We start from the raw sequence: 16740 nt of genomic DNA, 5'->3' as shown, positions 1-16740 counted from the left end.
ATTCTCTTATCAAAAGATACATTACCTATCTTTGTGCATGGCTTGCCCCGGGCGGGCCATGTCTTTTCACCTGGCGATCCCGATGAACACCAAGTTTCTCAATACATTGCTGCTGGTCCACAAGCATGGCTCCATGGCCGAGGCAGGACGGCGCCTGAACCTGACGCATGGCGCCGTGGCCCAGCAGATCCGCGCACTCGAGAGCGAGCTGAAAGTGGCCCTGGTGAGCCGCGCCGGCCATACCGTGCACCTGACCGAGGCCGGCATGCGCATCCTGGACAAGGCGCGCGATATCCAGTCCAGTATCGACGAGTTGACCGCGCTCGCCAAGTCCGACGAGGTGCGCGGCGAGCTGCGGCTGGGCGCCGGCAACACTTCCTTGCACAGTGTCGTGCCATATGTGCTGGCGCGGCTGATCAACAAGCACCCGCAGGTCAATGTCACGATCAACCCGGGGTATTCGGCCGATTTCTATCCGGCCGTCGAGAACAAGGAGCTGGACGCGGCGATCGCCACCCAGGCGCCCTATGCGCTGCCCAAGAGCTTGAACTGGCGCCTGCTGCGCGAAGAGCCCTTCGTATTGCTCGTCTCGCAACGGCATGCGGGGCGCGCGCCGCTGGACCTGCTGCAGCGCCAGCCTTTCATCCGCTACGAACGCAATAGCTGGACCGGGCAGATGATAGGCCGCTACCTGAAGGGGCTCGGCCTGCAGCCGCGCGAGCGCTTCGAGCTGGACAGCCTGGAATCGATCGCGCTGATGGTGCATCTGGACCTGGGCGTGGCCATCGTGCCGCTGGCCGCCAACTTGATGGGGCCCCAGTTGCGCATCGTCGCCCTGCCTTTGGGCGACTACGGCGAGCCGCGGCGCTTCGGCCTGATATGGTCGAGGTCTTCGCCCAAGGCCGGGCTGATACGGGCGTTCCTGGACGCCGCGCAGGTGGAATACCAGGCCTATGCGGCGGCGCTGGCCGAGCGCGGCCGCGGCCGGCCGGGGCGTATTCAGGATTGATCGATACTGCCTTCCCCGCCAGGCGGGCGCTGCAGCATGGGCTTGCGAATAATTTCGCCCAGCGTCGAATAGAATGGCCCGCCCAGGCGGGCCACGGGCCTGATGCGGCTGCTGTCGACACGATGGCCGTCATAGACTTGGTCGGACAAGTGAAAGGCTATTACTTCGCCGATATACAGGGTATTGACTCCACGGCCCAGTACGACCTTCTGGTCGAGCCGGCATTCCATCTGCACCGGTGTGCCGGCGATGCGCGGGGGCGCGACGGCCCGGCTGGGCAGCAGGGGTATGTCCAGCGCCGTGGCTTCGCTCGTGCCGCGCGGATAGTTGGCTGCCGACTTGTGCATGGCCTCCATCGAGGCTTCGTCGACTACATTGACCACGAACTCCCCATTGGCCGAGATGTTGATGGCCGTGTCTTTGTTCTCGCCTTCTCGTGTAGCGATATTGACGGCCAGCATCGGCGGGCTGGTGGCCACATAGTTGTAAGAGCTGAACGGCGCCAGGTTGACCGAGCCGTCGGGGTTCAAGGTGCTGATCCAGGCGATGGGGCGTGGCACAACGCAGCCGACCAGCAGGCGATAACTGGTTTCCGTGTCGAGGCTTTCCCGGCCCAAATATGTATAGCTGTGTTCGGATGAGGACATGGTGGCGATCCTTGCGGGAGTCCGAAGCCCTGTGCTGCGCCTGGCTCCGGGGCTCGGTTTACTTGGCCAAGCCGATCGAGCGCAGCAGTTTGGCCATGCTGTCACGGTCATGCTCGACGAATTCCGTGGTCTGGGCCGGAGATAGCGAGAGCAGGTCGGCATCCAGGCTCTCCATGAATGCCGCGTATTCGCGCCGGGCGTTCAGCGCCTGCAGGGCTGCATTGAGCCGGTCGAGGATCTGTGAGGGCGTTCCTTTCGGAGCCGCCAGACTGTACCACGTGGGCACGTCCGCGCCGTGGATGCCGGATTCCTCCAGGGTGGGGACCTGCGGCAGCAGCCTGGAGCGATGTGCGGACGCATAGGCCAGCGCTTTGATCCTGCCGTCCTTGATGTGCGGCAGGCAGGCCGAAAGGTTCAGGAATGCCATCTGCACCTGCCCGCCGATCAAGTCCGTCAGCGCCAGGGCGGCGCCGTTATATGGGATATGCACAATATTGATGCCGGCTTTTTGCATGAAAAGCTCTCCTCCCAGATGCGTGGCGCCGCCGGTGCCGGCCGACCCGAAGTTCAGTTGGCCGGGATGCTGCCTGGCATAGGCAATGAGTTCGGCCACATTGTTCACTTTGAATTGCGGGTTGATCACCAGCATGTTCGATTGGCTGGCCACGATGCCTATGAACGAGAAGTCGCCGACGCCGTCATATGTCACAGAATGCAGCAGCGGAGTAACGACATGGCCGGCCGAGGTGCCGATCAGCAACGTATAGCCGTCGGGTTTGGCCCGGGCCACATAGGCGGTGCCCAGCGCTGCCGCGGCGCCCGGCTTGTTCTCGACGATGACCGGCTGCCCGAGTTCGGCCCCGAGCTCCTTGGCGAGCCTGCGGGCCAGCACGTCGGCCGGGCCACCCGCAGCATAGGGATTGACCAGGGTGATGGGCCGCTGCGGATAGGCGGGAGTTGGCGCTGCGCAAGAAAAGGGCCCCGCAATCAATGCGAGCAATAGCGCATACATTGTGCGCCGAAGTATTCCGGACATGTTTGTCTCCATCCAATTGCGAATGTCATGGCGCTTGGCCGAATGATTGGGATTGCGGTCCTCGACGTCCTGGACGTTGTATTGATGAGCCGCAACTTTCCCTGTACTATATCAAAAAGGTCATAAGTACGACATTAAAGTTTATTGGCCCGAGAATATGGGCGGCCAGGCGGTTCATTTGCAGGGGAGCATGAGCGTGGGTATCAGTTACGAGACGATCAAGACGGTTACCGCGCAGATGTACGAGCGAGCCCTAAAGGGCATCCCGGGGGACGCGCGCGATGCCCTGGCGCGCGCCGCCGCCGACGAGGGCGATACCACGGCGCGCCACACTCTGCACATGATGATCCGCAGCGCCGATACGGCAAGGGCGACGGGAAGGTTTGTCTGCTCGGATGCGGGCGTGCCGGTATATTTCGTGCGCGTCGGCTCGCAGGCCAGGTTCGAAGGCAGCGTGCGCAAGGCTATCAGCGATGGCTTCGACGAACTGGTTGCGTCCATAGATCCACCGCTGCTGCCCCATGTCACCAACCCCCTTACCCTGGAGCGAGGCTACAAGGGCAGGCACATGCCACTGGTGACCTTCGATATGGTCGACGATGTGGATTATGTCGACATCACATGTTCGCCCAAGGCCTTGGGTTCGGGGCGCTGGGCCGCGCTGGAAATCTTCAGCTTTCCGGATCTGGAGACGATAGAGAAGTTTGTCCTGGACACGGTAATCCGTGCGGGTTCCCAGCCCTGTCCTCCCGTGGTCATAGGCGTGGGCATAGGCGGGTCGTTCGACTATGCGGCGAAAATGGCCAAGGAAGCTACCTTGCGTCCGATAGGTACGGCCAGCGACGAGCCCTTGCTTGCCGCAATGGAAGCCCGGCTTGTGGCAGCGATCAACAAGACCGGGTTCGGTCCGATGGGAACGGGAGGAGACAGCACCGCTCTAGCTGTCCATGTCGAATATGCCGCTGGCCACGGGTTTACTCCGGTGGCGGTGTGTTTCAACTGTTGGATCAATCGCCGCACTCGGGTTCGCCTGCACAATTCGGGCGCGATCGAGGTAATGGAGTAAGGCTGTCATGGCCGGAGCGATACGGACTCATAGAATGCGCTTTCCTCTGTCGGCCGAAGATGCCCGCGAACTGCGGGCTGGCGACCAGGTGCTCATGGACGGCGAGATCGTCGTCACAGCCGGGCTGCCCACGCATGCGCGCCTTCTCGCCTGCCTGGACGGCAAAGAGGCGCTACCTATGGACTTGCGCGGCGCGTCGCTGTTTCACCTGGGCAGCTTCAGCCGCGAGGCCAACGCAGGATTCGAAGTGTTGTATTTGAACCCCACCACGAGCACGCGCTTCAATCCGTACATGCCGAGGCTGGTGCGCGGGCTGGAACTGCATGCGGTCGGCGGCAAGGGCGGGCTCGATGAGACGTGTCTCGAGGCCATGCATGAAACGGGCTGCGTCTATCTTTCGTTCCTGGGAGGCGGTTGCGCCTTGTTGTCGCAGGCTATCGAAGAAGTGCTCGAGGTGGGCTGGAGCGATATGCTCACGCACTATCGGCTGGTGCGCCTGAAAGTACGCGGGCTGGGTCCCGTAACTGTAGGCATGGATGCGCACGGCGCCAGTCTATATGCCCAGGCGCGAGCCCGCGCGCATGAGCGCCATGATGCCATCATGGGAGACCTGAATGCGTCGCGCCAGTCGGCCGGCTCCGCGACCGGGACAGGCCGTGCGCCATTTTCCCCAGGCCGGCGCGGCGGCGGAAATGGACGCGGCGACACGCGCTCCTAGACTTGGCCGTCGCCGGCCGCGGGAATGAATGATATGATTAAAAGGTCATAGATACGTATTTTTAGTCTAAAGACGGATCGAAGCATGAAACTACATTGGTCGCCGCGTTCGCCGTTCGTGCGCAAAGTCATGATCGTATTGCATGAGACTGGCCAGCTCGAAGATGTGCACCTGGTGCGTACGCCCGTCGCCATGTCCGAGCCCAATCTCGACCTGCTGCCCGACAATCCGCTCATCAAGCTGCCCACGCTGGTGCTGGACGATGGTTATGCCTTGTACGACTCGCGCGTGATTTGCGAGTACCTGGCGCAACGGGCGGCCAGCTTGGTCTTCCCCACCGACCCGGATCGACGCATCAGGGCCCTGCGGCAGCAGGCGCTGGGCGACGGCCTGTTGGACGTATTGCTGCTGTTCCGCCAGGAGCGCAACAAGCCTCGCGAAAAACAGACACAGGCATGGCTGGACGCCTTTGCCTTGAAAGTCGATGCCGCATTGGCCAGCCTGGAAAAGTCCTTTTCCGCGCAGCTTCCCCAGGAGTTCGACATCGGCGCGATCTCCACAGGCTGCGCGCTGTCGTACATCGACTATCGGTTCCCCGATCTGGATTGGCGCGGCCGAGCCCCGGCGGTGGCAGGCTGGCACGAGCAGACATTCATGCGGCGGCCTTCTGTCGTCAATACGGAACCGACCCAAGAGCCCTAGGATTTATTGGAACAGAACAGACATGAGCCGTATACCTTTGCCGACATTAGAATCCATGAATCCGCAGCAGCGCGCGGTTTACGACAATATCGTCAACGGGCCGCGCGGCAGGCTGGTGGGGCCGCTGCGCGCCGTGCTGCACAACCCCGATCTCGCGGAACGCTGGCAGCGTCTGGGGGAAATATTACGCTTCGACACGGTGCTTCCGCCGAAACTCAACGAGCTGGCTATCCTGGTGACGGCGCGCCGCTGGAACAGCCAGATCGAGTGGCATATCCACAGCGAGGCGGCGCTCAAGGCGGGCCTGGGGGCCGAGATCATCGAGTCCTTGAAAAAATCGTCTCCCCCCGTTTTCTCGGACGAGTCCGAGGCGCTGGTGTATGAATATGCACGCCAGTTGCACACCCGTGGAACGGTCGATGCGGCCTTGTATCAAAAGGCGGTGCAGGCCTGGGGGCCGGTGGGCGTCGTCGAGCTCACGGCGGTGATCGGCTACTACACCATGGTGTCCATGACACTGAATGTACATGAGATACCCATGCCCGACGATGCGCCACCGCCGCTGGACGTGCCCGAGGCGGCGGATGCCCCCGTGCTGACGACCTTGCCGGCCGCGCTCTTGCGGGAGCCGGCGGCATGACCGTCCAGGGCATTATTCCGCAAGAGCTGGAGCTCCCCCGTATGCCTGGGGTGCCGCGCGAACTCTTGCCCGCCTTCAGTTGCGACACCCATTGCCATGTCTTCGGCCCATATGAGCGCTATCCACTGCGCTACCAGCCCAGTTACGCGGCACCCGACGCTCCAGTCGAGCGTTACCTGGGAATGCTCGACACCGTCGGCATGGATCGTGGCGTGCTGGTGCAACCGGCTCCCTATGGCACGGATCCTTCGGCATTGCTGGCGGCAATTGCGCGCAGGCCGGAGGCCTTGCGTGGTGTTGCCGTGGCCGAGCCCGGGACGAGCTCGAAGGCGTTGCAGGACCTGCATGCCGGCGGCGTTCGCGGCTTGCGTTTCGTAGAAGCCCGGGATCCTTCCGGGCGGCTGTTGCAGGGCAGCGTTGGCTTCGACAGCCTCGACGCTCTGGTCCCCGCCATGGCGCAAGCCGGCCTGCATGCGCAGGTGTGGGGGCCGCGCGAAGCCCATCTGGCACATCTGGAGCGTATGGCCGGCCTCGGAATCCCGATAGTCGTGGACCACATGGCCTGCCTGTCGCCCCAGCGGGGCCTGGATGACGCGTTGATGCGCTTGCTGCAAAAGCTGCTGCGCGCCGACCGTATCTGGGTGAAGCTGTCGGTCTGCCGGGTGTCCGGGGATGCCCCCAACTATGCGGATGTGCGGCCGTTTCATGATGCATTGTTCGAAGCTAATCCCGACAAGGTGCTGTGGGGGTCGGACTGGCCCTACGTGCGCATGGGGGCCGGCGCGCCGGACGTAGCCGCACTGATCGATCTGGCCTGGCGCTGGCTCGGCGATGATCAGGCGCGGCGCAAGGTCTGGGTGGAAAACCCAGCCAAACTCTACGGCTACGCCGGCCGGAAAGGGAAGGCCGATGGCGTTTGACCAGAGCGATCTCGAGCTTTTGCGCGACAGTGTGCGCGACTTCCTTGGCCGGGACGACCAGGGCCGGCGCATACGCGCCCAGGCGGCGGCTGGCGGCAGGTTGGATCGCGATATCTGGCTCAGCATGGCACAGGCGGGATGGCTTGCCGTGTGCGTCCCGCCGGATTGCGACGGCCTGGGCCTCGGGTTGCGCGAGACGGCAGCCATCGCCGAGGAAATGGGGCGATCGTTCGTGCCCGAACCCTTCGTCGCCGTAGCGGTCCAGGCGGCAACTTTGTTGGGCAGCCTGCCTGAGACAGAACTGCGCAGCGAATTGCTGCGCGGCCTGGCCGAAGGTTCTCTCGTGCCTGCCCTCGCATGGCAGACTCGATTGGGCCAAACGGAGCCCGAGCTGCCTGCTGCAGAGCCGATGCAGGGAGCGGCCTCGATCATAGGCCGGAACTACGTTGCGGTCGCGCCATTGGCGGGTGCCGACGGCTGGCTGGCTCTGGCAGGTTCGCAAGACGCGCCTCTGCTTGCCTGGGTGCCGGCGCGGGCGCCGGGATTGGCCTGCCAGGCTGCTCGGCGGATAGATGGGGCGGATGCCGGCAAGCTGCGCATCGGCGGCTATCGCGTGCCGGCGCGACAGGTGCTGGCGCGAGGAGCCGCCGTGCCTGATCTGCTGTGCGCGGCATTGGACCGTGGGCGCGTTGCACAAGCGGCGCAACTGCTGGGCCTTGCCCGCCGCGTCTTCGAGATGACCCTGGACTACATGAAGGTAAGAGTCCAGTTCGGCAAGCCGATAGGTAGTTTCCAAAGCCTGCAGCATCGCATGGTCGACGGCTACATGCAGATCCAGTTGCTCGATTATGCCTTGCGACAGGCGCTGGACGCGATTGAGGCGGACGAGCGGCAGCTATCCATGCAGGCCAGTCGCCTGAAGGTGCGTGCCGAGACGGCGGCAGGGCTGGTCACCCGGTTGGCCGTGCAGATGCATGGCGGTATGGGATATTCGGACGAAGCGGATGTGGGGCTTGGGCTAAAGAGGGCGCTTTGCCTGTTTGCCGAATTGGGCAATGCACGGGCGCACAAGTGGCGTTATTTTTCGTGCCTGCGGGCCGTAGCGGCGCAAATGGATGTAGCGTCGACGGATGCCGAGGCGTGGCCCGAATTTCCGCAGGACGCCGATTGGGAGTCCATGCCGGAGGCGGACTTCCGCGGTATGCTGCGCGCCTTTTTCCACAGGCATTATCCCGAACATTTACGCCACAAGACCGCGCGCCTGCATTGGCACGAGATCAAAGACTGGTATACGACCCTGTCGCGGCAGAAGTGGATTGCACCGGCCTGGCCTAAGGAGCATGGCGGCATGGCATTATCGCCCGCCAAGATGATCGCCTATATCGAAGAGCAGGAACGATATGGGGTGGGACGCCCGCCGGACCAGGGGTTGGTCATGTTGGGGCCGATCCTGCTGCGCTTCGGCACGCCCGAGCAGCAGGCCCGGTACTTGCCGCGCATCCTGTCCGGCGAGCATGTCTGGGCGCAGGGGTATTCCGAGCCGGGGGCGGGCTCCGACCTCGCGGCCTTGCGTTGCGTAGCGGTGCCAGAAGGCGAGCATTTCATCGTCAATGGCCAGAAGACATGGTCCACGCTGGCGCAAGACGCCACACACATGTTCATGCTCGTGCGCACCGACAAGACGGTCAAGAAGCAGGCCGGCATCAGCTTCCTGCTGGTGGACCTGGCTTCGCCGGGAGTCCAGGTGCGGCCGATCCGCACGATAGCCGGCGACGAGGAATACTGCGAAGTGTTTTTCGAGAACGTACGTGTGCCGCGTGAGAACCTGGTCGGCGCCCTGAACCAGGGCTGGACCATTTCCAAGGCGCTGCTGGGCTTGGAGCGCCTGTTCAGCGGCAGCCCCAAGCATTCCCGCAATACCCTGGGCATGGTTGAAAAAGTTGCCGAGGACGCAGGGCTCTTCCAGGATGCAGCGTTTGTTTCAGATTATGCGCAGTTGCATATCGATCTGGCGGACCTGTCTGCTGCCTATGCCGCGTTCGCGGATGTAGCGCGGCGCGGCGAGCCGCTGCCTCCGGATGTTTCCTTGCTGAAGATCTGGGCCACCGAGACGCACGAGCGGATATCCCTGCTGCTGCTGGACGCCGCGCGCGAGCACGCCGGGACGATAGGCAACGCTTACTTTGCTCCGGATACGCAAGGCGAGGCTCCGGCCATCGAAAACGTGCAGATGCCTCTGTTCAATGCCGCGGCGGCGAAAATCTTCAGTGGCACCAACGAGATCCAGCGCAACATCCTGGCCAAGGCCGTGCTTGGGTTGCCTGTCTGATTTTTCAAGCGGAGTATGGACATGCAGTGTCTTTCGCATATACGTGTACTCGATCTGAGCCGAGTGTTCTCTGGCCCGTGGGCGGGCCAGATATTGGCCGACCTGGGGGCGGACGTGATCAAGGTCGAACGCCCGGGGCGCGGCGACGATATACGCCAGCAAGGCTACCGCGCCCATGGCGCCGATGGCAGAGAGACCGCCGAGACTTCGTCTTTTCTGGCAATGAACCGGGGCAAGCGCTCCGTCACTGTCGATATGTCGATGCCGGAAGGCCAGGACCTGGTACGTAGTCTGGCACGCGATTGCGACGTGCTCATCGAGAATTTCAAGAGCGGCGACCTGGCGCGCTATGGGCTGGATTATGACTCATTGAAGACACTGAACCCGCGCCTGGTGTATTGCTCTATCACTGGCTTCGGCCAGAGCGGCCCATACAGTCATCGCCCTGGCTACGACCCGATCTTCCAGTCCATGAGCGGTTTGATGAGCCTTACCGGCAACGCGGCGGACGAACCGGGCGGCGGCCCGCAGAAAGTAGGCTATGCCGTGTCCGACCTGACTGCGGGCTTCTATGCCGTGATAGGTATTCTGGCGGCCCTGAATCATCGGGATCATGAGTCGGGAGAGGGACAGTACGTAGATATCGCGCTGTTCGACGCCCAGTTCGCTGCCATTTCGCACATCGCCATGAACTATCTGATTTCGGGCCGGGTGCCGCAGCGCATGGGCACCGCTTCGCCCATCACCTGCCCATACCAGGCATTCGAATGCAGCGACGGGTATCTGATGATTGCCGTGGGCAACGACAGTCAATTCCGGCAGTTTGTGCAGTTGCTGGGCATGGCGGAACTGGCCGACGACCCGCGCTTCTGCCTCAATCGCCTGCGCGCGCGCAATCAGAAGGAGCTTGTGCCGATGCTGGCGTCGGCCATCAAGGCCCAGCCGGTCCGATATTGGCAGCAGCGGCTCGACGCCATGAATGTGCCCTGCGGGCCGATCAACGACATGAGCCAGGTCTTCGATGATCCCCAGTTGCAGCATAGGCAGATGCTGGTACACATGCAGCATCCGACCGTGGGAAACATCCCGCAGATCGCCAACCCCTTGAAGTTATCGCAGACGCCGGTTGCCTACAGGCGGCCGCCTCCGATCCTCGGCGAGCACACTGACGAGATACTGGGAGAGATGCTGGGCATGGAACGCCAGGCCATAGAAGGCCTGCGCGCCAGGAAGGTCATATGACGTGCGGCCTGCAGGCTCGACGCCAGGCCGCGCGCAGCCGATGGAAATCAATCTGTAGTCAACCATAGTCGACTTCTACCTCGAAGACAGCAATTTCAACTACAGCCCATGACAGGGCACATCGAAGATCCAAGGAGACATATCATGCAACGGAATACTCTGCCTGCCCGGCAGCCAAATGCCGGCGCCAATCTTATGCGCCAGAGCCTAAGGGGCCTGGCTGTGTGCATCGGTTTCGCCACCGTGCTGGGAACCGCCTCGGCGGCCGGGAAATATCCCGCCGAGCCCATCAAGCTCGTCGTACCCTATCCGGCCGGCGGTGCCACTGATCTCATGGCGCGCAGTCTTGCGCAGAAATTGTCCGAGAAAATAGGCCAGAGTGTAGTGGTCGAGAACCGTTCTGGCGCGGCGGGCTCGATTGGCGCCGATTTCGTGGCTCGTTCCAAGCCCGATGGCTACACACTGCTGTATTCCACCATGGGTGTGCTCACCATCAATCCGAGCCTGTACAAACACCTGAACTACGACCCGGTCAAGAGCTTTGCGCCCATAGCATTGACGCATGTCACTGCCAATATGCTGGTCGTCAATCCGGCGGTGCCGGCGCATTCGGTGGCCGAGCTGGCACAGTTGGCAAAGAAAGAGCCCGGAAAACTTACGTTCAGTTCTTCGGGAATCGGCAGCAGCAGCCATTTGTCTGGGGAATTGTTCAAATCCATTGCGCATGTCGATATCTTGCACGTGCCTTACAAAGGCACGGCGCCGGCGATCAGCGATTTCCTCGCCGGACGCATTACGATGATGTTCGACACGGTCTCTAACTTCGTGACCTATGTGAAAAACGGCAAGGCCCGGGCGCTGGGCGTGACCTCCAGCAAGCGCTTGCCCACGCTGCCCGATATTCCGGCCATTGCGGAAACCCCGGGCTTCGAGAATTTCGATGTGACTTTATGGTCGGGCGTGTTGGCCCCTGCGGGTACCCCCAAGCCCATTGTCGATTATCTGAACAAGGAAATCGTCGCCGTCATGACGGTGCCGGCAATGAAGACTTATCTGGAGCAATACGGCATTGAACCCCTGCACAGTACCCCCGAGGCTTTTTCCGAGGCCATAAAAAAGGACGGAAAGAAATGGGGCGACCTGATCCGGCAGGCGCACATCACTGCACAATAGCCGCAAGCCTCAGCCATAGATCAACAGCAGCATCTCGGCCAGCAGGGCAACGCGTTCCAGACCTTCGACTTCGAACCTGTCGTCGAAGGTGAAAAGAATGCCGCCCTTGGCCGGCTCGGCGCGCGGCGGCGTCATGCGCCTACATGCACGCCGGTGGTCTTGACTATGGTTTCCCAGCGAGCCCGGTCGCGGGCTACGAAGTCCCTGGCCTGGGTCGGCGACATGAGCGCCGGAGGCAGGTAGCCTTGCGCCCGCAGCGCCGCCTGGGTGTCACTCCGCTTGAGCACGGTATTCATGGCCGAATTGAGCGTAGCCAGGATGGCTTCCGGTGTGCCTGGAGGGGCGATGAGAAGGTTCCAGATCTCGATGCTGAAATCGTGATAGCCCGATTCAATGAGCGTCGGTATATCGGCCAATTGCGGGTAACGGGCCTGACTGGTGACTGCCAGGTATTTCAACTTGCCGCCTTTGGCTTGGGCGACTGCAGCCGGCCCGGTAAGAATCCCGATTTCGAGCTGCCCGCCGAGCAGATCCGTGGTCAAGGGGGCATCGCCTTTGTACGGAACGTGCGCAACCCGTATGCCCGCCAGCTTCTTGAAATACTCGAATACCAGGTGGCCCGGTGTGCCCGCCCCCGACGTGCCATAGGAAAGCTTGCCCGGCTTTGCCTTGGCCAGCGCGACCAGGTCGGCCAGGGAGTGTACCGGCAGGGCTGCCTTGACGGCGAATACCAGAGGCAACGAGCCCATGTTGGAGATGGGGATGATGTCCTTGACGGGATCGTAAGGCACCGGCAGGCCTATCAGCTTGGCGATGATGGTGGCGCCCACCGGGCCCTCGCCCAGCGTATAGCCGTCATGCGCGGACCTGATTACGCTTGCCACGCCTATGGTGCCGGCGGCGCCGGCCCGGTTCTCGACCACGAAGGACTGGCCCAGCGTTTGCGTCAGGCCTTTTGCGACGATGCGGGCCGCGGTATCGGAGGACCCCCCGGCGGGGAAGGGCACCACTAACCTGACCGCCTTGCGCGGATAACTTTCCGCCTGCGCGCCGATAGGCAATGCCAGGGCAGTGACGGCGGCGCCGCAGGTATATCTCAGCAGGCGTCGCCTGTCGAGATCGACATGGGCGCGGTCTTCGATTGGTGTAGTCACGGACGTCATGGAGGGCCTTTCGGATTGGAAAATAATGGAACTGTGTGCGCTCGAAAACCCGCCCGTCGCTGCCGTGCGAGGCGGTGGAATTTGTGTTTATGCTAGGGCAGCCTGTTTTTTATGTCAATAGGTCGTGTTATTGACCTATATAGACTATACTGATGATTCATAAGTATGATGGCGCGGCATGTTTTACATATGCCCGGCTTATGCGCCGGACCGCCTGGCGGAGGAATCAATGAACGAAAAAAAAGGGCCCTTGTCGCATTTGCGGATTCTCGACTTGAGCCGCATCATGGCGGCGCCCTGGGCGACGCAGTTGCTTGCAGACATGGGCGCCACGGTGATAAAGGTAGAACGCCCGGGCACGGGCGACGATACCCGTGCCTGGGGGCCGCCGTTCCTGAAGGGGCCTGACGGCGGCAACACCACAGAGGCCGGCTATTACTTGTCGGTCAACCGCGGCAAGCAGTCCATCACTGTCGCGCTGGATAAGCCAGAGGGGCAGCAGATCGTGCGCGAGCTGGCAGCCGACTGCGACATCGTGCTGGAAAATTTCAAGGTGGGCGCGCTTGCCCGCTACGGGCTGGATTATGAAAGTCTCAGCAAGATCAATCCGCGCCTGATTTATTGTTCGGTGACCGGCTTCGGGCAAACCGGGCCTCGCAAGGATCAGGCCGCCTATGATTTCCTGATACAGGCAATGGGCGGCCTCATGAGCATCACGGGCGAGCGCGACGACAAGCCGGGTGGCGGCCCCCAGAAGGTAGGCGTTCCCATCGTCGATTTGATGACGGGCATGTACACCGCCGTGGCCTTGCTTGCGGCTGTGGCGCGTCGCGAGCACAGCGGCGAGGGCGAATACATAGACATAGGCATGCTGGATGTACAGGCGGCGATGTTGTCGAACCAGGCCATGAATTACCTGGTGTCGGGCAATACCCCCAGGCGCCGCGGCAATGCCCACCCCAACATACAGCCGCAGGATGTCTATGCCTGCGCCGATGGCGATGTGATTCTGGCGGTGGGCAATGACGGCCAGTTCGGCAAGCTGTGCAAGGTGCTGGGCCGCCCCGAGCTGGCTGCCGACGAGCGTTATGCCTTGAACGTCAACCGGGCGCGCAACGTCGAAGAGCTGGCAGGGCAGTTGCGCGTGGAATTCAAACAGCGTAGGCGCGACGAATTGGTTGCCGAGCTGGACCGGGCAGGAGTGCCTTGCGGTCCAATCAATAACATCCCCGAGGTATTCCGGGAGCCGCAGTTGCTGCATCGTGGAATGCTGCTGAACCTGCCGCATCCGCTGGGGGGCGAGGTTCCGCAAGTAGCTTGTCCGATCAAGTTTCGCAACAACCCCGTTGCCTATGATGCGCCGCCTCCTTTGCTGGGGCAGCAATCGGAGGCCATATTGCAAAGCCTGGGCTATGCCCGGGAAAAAATCGACGCTTTGAAGGCAAGCGGCGTCATCTGAGGACAAAGGACTGTGTAATGAGTGAAATTCTGCTGGACAAAAGCGAACGGATCGCCGTTGTCACCATCGATGCGCCACCGGTCAATGCCTTGACACTGGCGCGTTACCAGGCCATTACCGATATGTTCGAGGCCATAAGCGGCATGGACGATGTCAATGTGGTCGTCTTTACCGCCAAGGGTACGCGGGCATTCTGTGCAGGCCTGGAGCTCAAGGAATTCCTGGCCGCGACTCCGGAAGAGGATCCAGCGCGCGCCCGTGTTGTGCGAGCGACCTTCAAGGCGATACGCCATTGCGCGGTGCCCGTCATCGCCGCGGTCAATGGCCCGGCGCTTGGGGCGGGCTGCGTGCTGGCGGGGGTCAGCGATATACGTATTGCGTCCGAGAAAGCCACTTTTTCCATGCCGGAGATCAATGTCGGACGTTGTGGAGGAGGAGCGCATACCGGTCGTATCGTGCCCCAGGGAATGCTGCGGCTCATGGCGTTTACCGGAGAGCAGATCAGCGCCTGGGAGGCCTACCGTATCGGCTACGTCGAACGCGTCGTGACTCCGCGCCTGTTGATGCCCACTGCCATGGATATCGCTCAGGTCATTGCATCCAAGAGCCGCATCGGGCTGACGCACATGAAAGAGGCGCTAAACCGCGTGGAAGACATGCCGGTAGACGAGGGCTACGAGCTGGAACAGCAATACAGCACGCGACTCATGCATACCGAAGACGCACGCGAGGCGACCCGGGCCGCGGTGGAAAAGCGAGCCCCGGTGTTCAAGGGGCGCTGACGGGGCGTCGATCGGGCCTTCTCGGCGCCGGGTCTGGGGCTTGCAGCCCGGGTCCCTGGATATAATCCGGAGATATACAGCCTGCGGGGGAGGCCCCGGCGCCGCGGGCGCCAGGATCGACGAATCTTTCGGGCCGAATCGCGAGCCATGCCGAATAAGCAGAACCAATCCAATATTGCCATTGACTTCAGCCGCAGCGCCGCTGCCCGCTATGTACAGCTGGCTAGTCTGTTCCGGCGCAGAGTCGAATCGGGCGTCTGGCCGGTCGGCGCCCAGATTCCGACCGTCGACGAGCTCGCGCAGGAATGCAACGTGGCCCGGGCGACGGTGCGCCAGGCGCTCAACCTGCTGGAGGCGGAGCACCTGATCGCTCGTTACCGAGCCAAAGGCACCTTCGTGACGGCCAAGCCGCAGGAACAGTTCTGGTGCGAAGTGGCGACGAATTGGGACGGGCAGTTGATCGCGCCGGAAGGCATCACTATCGAAATTCTGGCGGCCAGGGACCGCCGCGTGCCGCCATCCATCGATCCCGATCTGGGCAAGCCGGCCACGGGATACCGCTATTGGCGCCGCCGACATTGGCGCGATGGCAAGCCCTATTACCTGGGCGAAGTCTATATCGATGAAAAGGTATGCAAGCGCATCCCCGCCAAGGCATTCGAGACCAAGACTTCCATGCGCATCCTGCGCGATCTGCCCGGCCTGGAGATCGCCGAGGCGCACCAGACGCTGACCTTGGGTTCGGCTGACCCCGAAATCGCCGAGTTGTTGCAATTGCCCCTGAACGCCCCCGTGGCTCACGTGCACCGTTGCGCGGTGGATCAGAACGGGGTCATTGTGTTCATCGGCGACGGCATATACCGCGGCGACGTGGTGCGTCTGGACATACGCCTGAAGTAAGCCGTGGCTCCGGTTGGCTCGGAGGCTGCTGGTTCAATTCGGTTCTACCCCGCTATCCTGCAACCCCTGCGCCAGCAGGGCCGCGGGCACGCTCAGCACGCCGAAGTCGCGGGCGCACAGGTGCAGTGTCCTGCGGGCCCAGGGCTCGTCCAGCGGCAGGAAGGCCAGGCCGGGGCGGCCGGACATCCGCGCCTTGGCCGCGCTGGAGACGATGGCGATGCCCACCCCCGCTTCCACCAATTGGGCCACGTCCTGCATTTCTTTCAGGCGTATCCGGTAATGCAGCCGGCGCCCCAGGCGCGCGGCGCGCATGTCCAGGTGGGACTGCAGCGCGGCGTCGGCAACTCCCACGAACGCCTCGCCGGCTATGGCGGCGAATGTGACGCTGGCCTGGCCGGCAAGCCGGTGTCCCGGCCCCGCCGCGACGAGCAAATGGTCGTGGGCGAGGACATGCGTCTGCAATAAGGAGAAGTCGGCGATATCGGCGACTACGCCCAGTTCGGCCTTGTCCTGTGCCAGGTCCAGGACGATGTCGGCGCTGGATTTTTCTTCCATGTCTATGGACAGGTCGGGATGGCGCGCCAGGAAGCGGCACAGGCGCGGCGGCAGGGTCTGCGCCATGGCGGCGGTATTCGTGAGCAGCCGAACGCTGCCCTTGAGGCCGCGCGCATAGCCGAGCAGTTCGCCGCGCATTTGTTCCATTTGCCCGAGGATCAGGCGGGCGTGGCGCGCCAGCGCCTCGCCCGCCGCGGTCGGCTCCACGCCCCGGCGGTGGCGCCGCAGCAGCGCGGCCCCCAGCGCGGATTCCATGCCGGCGATGCGCTCGCTGGCCGAGGCCGGCGCCAGGTGCACGTCGCCGGCGCCGCGGCCCAGGCTGCCGTGTTCCAGTACCGCCAGAAACAGGCGCAGGTCGACCGGATCGAAGCGCAATTCGCCTCCTTAATTTCGTATTTT

Annotated in this window: 17 protein-coding genes; 12 read left to right on the top strand and 5 right to left on the bottom strand. The window is 62.6% G+C overall.

Annotation, left to right across the window (positions count from 1 at the left end; all coding sequences use genetic code 11):
- Window positions 1-82 precede the first annotated feature (82 nt).
- Window positions 83-1009: a LysR family transcriptional regulator gene (locus KVP10_RS03650; protein ID WP_217963123.1), complete on the top strand. Its 927-nt coding sequence runs from the start codon at window positions 83-85 to the stop codon at window positions 1007-1009.
- Here KVP10_RS03650 and KVP10_RS03645 read toward each other — a convergent pair.
- Both KVP10_RS03645 and KVP10_RS03640 read right to left on the bottom strand, forming a co-directional pair.
- The gene (locus KVP10_RS03645) at window positions 1000-1656 is read right to left on the bottom strand and encodes a flavin reductase family protein (RefSeq protein WP_217963122.1); all 657 of its coding nucleotides are present in this window, start codon (window positions 1654-1656) and stop codon (window positions 1000-1002) included. The genes KVP10_RS03650 and KVP10_RS03645 overlap by 10 nt on opposite strands.
- 58 nt (window positions 1657-1714) lie before the next feature.
- Window positions 1715-2692 carry a Bug family tripartite tricarboxylate transporter substrate binding protein gene (locus tag KVP10_RS03640; RefSeq protein WP_246600319.1) on the bottom strand — a complete coding sequence of 326 codons (978 nt, stop codon included), beginning with the start codon at window positions 2690-2692 and terminating at the stop codon, window positions 1715-1717.
- A gap of 190 nt (window positions 2693-2882) precedes the next feature.
- On the opposite strand from KVP10_RS03640, the gene KVP10_RS03635 reads away from it, so the two are divergent.
- The 8 genes from KVP10_RS03635 (at window position 2883) to KVP10_RS03600 (ending at window position 11482) form a co-directional block, all read left to right on the top strand.
- Complete coding sequence (locus tag KVP10_RS03635) at window positions 2883-3758, top strand: fumarate hydratase (protein ID WP_246600318.1); 876 nt, start codon at window positions 2883-2885, stop codon at window positions 3756-3758.
- A gap of 34 nt (window positions 3759-3792) precedes the next feature.
- Window positions 3793-4476 (top strand): fumarate hydratase C-terminal domain-containing protein, encoded by a 684-nt coding sequence (locus KVP10_RS03630; protein WP_246600317.1) that lies wholly within the window; start codon window positions 3793-3795, stop codon window positions 4474-4476.
- 84 nt (window positions 4477-4560) lie between these two features.
- Window positions 4561-5178, top strand: a complete 618-nt coding sequence (locus tag KVP10_RS03625; protein WP_217963120.1) for a glutathione S-transferase — start codon at window positions 4561-4563, stop codon at window positions 5176-5178.
- 22 nt (window positions 5179-5200) lie between these two features.
- Complete coding sequence (locus tag KVP10_RS03620; protein WP_217963119.1) at window positions 5201-5818, top strand: carboxymuconolactone decarboxylase family protein; 618 nt, start codon at window positions 5201-5203, stop codon at window positions 5816-5818.
- Entirely contained in the window at window positions 5815-6738 is a 924-nt protein-coding gene (locus KVP10_RS03615; protein WP_217963118.1) for an amidohydrolase family protein, read from the top strand. Before KVP10_RS03620 ends, KVP10_RS03615 begins: the two co-directional genes overlap by 4 nt.
- Entirely contained in the window at window positions 6728-9067 is a 2340-nt protein-coding gene (locus KVP10_RS03610) for an acyl-CoA dehydrogenase family protein (protein WP_217963117.1), read from the top strand. Before KVP10_RS03615 ends, KVP10_RS03610 begins: the two co-directional genes overlap by 11 nt.
- A 21-nt stretch (window positions 9068-9088) precedes the next feature.
- Entirely contained in the window at window positions 9089-10309 is a 1221-nt protein-coding gene (locus tag KVP10_RS03605; RefSeq protein ID WP_217963116.1) for a CaiB/BaiF CoA transferase family protein, read from the top strand.
- A gap of 144 nt (window positions 10310-10453) precedes the next feature.
- Window positions 10454-11482 carry a Bug family tripartite tricarboxylate transporter substrate binding protein gene (locus KVP10_RS03600; protein ID WP_246600316.1) on the top strand — a complete coding sequence of 343 codons (1029 nt, stop codon included), beginning with the start codon at window positions 10454-10456 and terminating at the stop codon, window positions 11480-11482.
- A 9-nt stretch (window positions 11483-11491) separates the two neighbouring features.
- Here the strand turns inward: KVP10_RS03600 and KVP10_RS21380 are convergent, their stop codons facing one another.
- Both KVP10_RS21380 and KVP10_RS03595 read right to left on the bottom strand, forming a co-directional pair.
- Window positions 11492-11617, bottom strand: a complete 126-nt coding sequence (locus KVP10_RS21380; RefSeq protein WP_281421950.1) for a hypothetical protein — start codon at window positions 11615-11617, stop codon at window positions 11492-11494.
- Window positions 11614-12645, bottom strand: a complete 1032-nt coding sequence (locus tag KVP10_RS03595; RefSeq protein WP_217963115.1) for a Bug family tripartite tricarboxylate transporter substrate binding protein — start codon at window positions 12643-12645, stop codon at window positions 11614-11616. The genes KVP10_RS21380 and KVP10_RS03595 overlap by 4 nt, the downstream gene beginning before the upstream one ends.
- A 229-nt stretch (window positions 12646-12874) precedes the next feature.
- Between KVP10_RS03595 and KVP10_RS03590 the strand changes: the two genes are divergently transcribed.
- The 3 genes from KVP10_RS03590 to KVP10_RS03580 all read left to right on the top strand — a co-directional run bounded on the left by KVP10_RS03590 (window position 12875) and on the right by KVP10_RS03580 (window position 15786).
- Window positions 12875-14104, top strand: a complete 1230-nt coding sequence (locus tag KVP10_RS03590; RefSeq protein ID WP_217963114.1) for a CaiB/BaiF CoA transferase family protein — start codon at window positions 12875-12877, stop codon at window positions 14102-14104.
- A gap of 17 nt (window positions 14105-14121) precedes the next feature.
- On the top strand, window positions 14122-14886 hold the full coding sequence (locus KVP10_RS03585; RefSeq protein WP_217963113.1) for an enoyl-CoA hydratase-related protein: 765 nt from the start codon (window positions 14122-14124) through the stop codon (window positions 14884-14886).
- A 147-nt stretch (window positions 14887-15033) separates the two neighbouring features.
- The gene (locus tag KVP10_RS03580; RefSeq protein ID WP_217963112.1) at window positions 15034-15786 is read left to right on the top strand and encodes a GntR family transcriptional regulator; all 753 of its coding nucleotides are present in this window, start codon (window positions 15034-15036) and stop codon (window positions 15784-15786) included.
- 33 nt (window positions 15787-15819) lie between these two features.
- Here KVP10_RS03580 and KVP10_RS03575 read toward each other — a convergent pair whose 3' ends face one another.
- Window positions 15820-16716, bottom strand: a complete 897-nt coding sequence (locus KVP10_RS03575) for a LysR substrate-binding domain-containing protein (protein WP_217963111.1) — start codon at window positions 16714-16716, stop codon at window positions 15820-15822.
- Window positions 16717-16740 lie beyond the last annotated feature (24 nt).

The sequence above is a fragment of the Candidimonas humi genome (assembly GCF_019166065.1).
GTDB classification, from domain to species: domain Bacteria; phylum Pseudomonadota; class Gammaproteobacteria; order Burkholderiales; family Burkholderiaceae_B; genus Candidimonas; species Candidimonas humi.
This window is presented reverse-complemented; position numbering and strand designations above follow the sequence as displayed.

What these genes read in the sequence shown, in the direction of transcription:
- KVP10_RS03650 (WP_217963123.1), top strand. Translation starts at nt 83, where the DNA reads ATGAACACCAAGTTTCTCAATACATTGCTGCTGGTCCACAAGCATGGC.
- KVP10_RS03645 (WP_217963122.1), bottom strand. Translation starts at nt 1,656, where the DNA reads ATGTCCTCATCCGAACACAGCTATACATATTTGGGCCGGGAAAGCCTC.
- KVP10_RS03640 (WP_246600319.1), bottom strand. Translation starts at nt 2,692, where the DNA reads ATGTCCGGAATACTTCGGCGCACAATGTATGCGCTATTGCTCGCATTG.
- KVP10_RS03635 (WP_246600318.1), top strand. Translation starts at nt 2,883, where the DNA reads ATGAGCGTGGGTATCAGTTACGAGACGATCAAGACGGTTACCGCGCAG.
- KVP10_RS03630 (WP_246600317.1), top strand. Translation starts at nt 3,793, where the DNA reads ATGCGCTTTCCTCTGTCGGCCGAAGATGCCCGCGAACTGCGGGCTGGC.
- KVP10_RS03625 (WP_217963120.1), top strand. Translation starts at nt 4,561, where the DNA reads ATGAAACTACATTGGTCGCCGCGTTCGCCGTTCGTGCGCAAAGTCATG.
- KVP10_RS03620 (WP_217963119.1), top strand. Translation starts at nt 5,201, where the DNA reads ATGAGCCGTATACCTTTGCCGACATTAGAATCCATGAATCCGCAGCAG.
- KVP10_RS03615 (WP_217963118.1), top strand. Translation starts at nt 5,815, where the DNA reads ATGACCGTCCAGGGCATTATTCCGCAAGAGCTGGAGCTCCCCCGTATG.
- KVP10_RS03610 (WP_217963117.1), top strand. Translation starts at nt 6,728, where the DNA reads ATGGCGTTTGACCAGAGCGATCTCGAGCTTTTGCGCGACAGTGTGCGC.
- KVP10_RS03605 (WP_217963116.1), top strand. Translation starts at nt 9,089, where the DNA reads ATGCAGTGTCTTTCGCATATACGTGTACTCGATCTGAGCCGAGTGTTC.
- KVP10_RS03600 (WP_246600316.1), top strand. Translation starts at nt 10,454, where the DNA reads ATGCAACGGAATACTCTGCCTGCCCGGCAGCCAAATGCCGGCGCCAAT.
- KVP10_RS21380 (WP_281421950.1), bottom strand. Translation starts at nt 11,617, where the DNA reads ATGACGCCGCCGCGCGCCGAGCCGGCCAAGGGCGGCATTCTTTTCACC.
- KVP10_RS03595 (WP_217963115.1), bottom strand. Translation starts at nt 12,645, where the DNA reads ATGACGTCCGTGACTACACCAATCGAAGACCGCGCCCATGTCGATCTC.
- KVP10_RS03590 (WP_217963114.1), top strand. Translation starts at nt 12,875, where the DNA reads ATGAACGAAAAAAAAGGGCCCTTGTCGCATTTGCGGATTCTCGACTTG.
- KVP10_RS03585 (WP_217963113.1), top strand. Translation starts at nt 14,122, where the DNA reads ATGAGTGAAATTCTGCTGGACAAAAGCGAACGGATCGCCGTTGTCACC.
- KVP10_RS03580 (WP_217963112.1), top strand. Translation starts at nt 15,034, where the DNA reads ATGCCGAATAAGCAGAACCAATCCAATATTGCCATTGACTTCAGCCGC.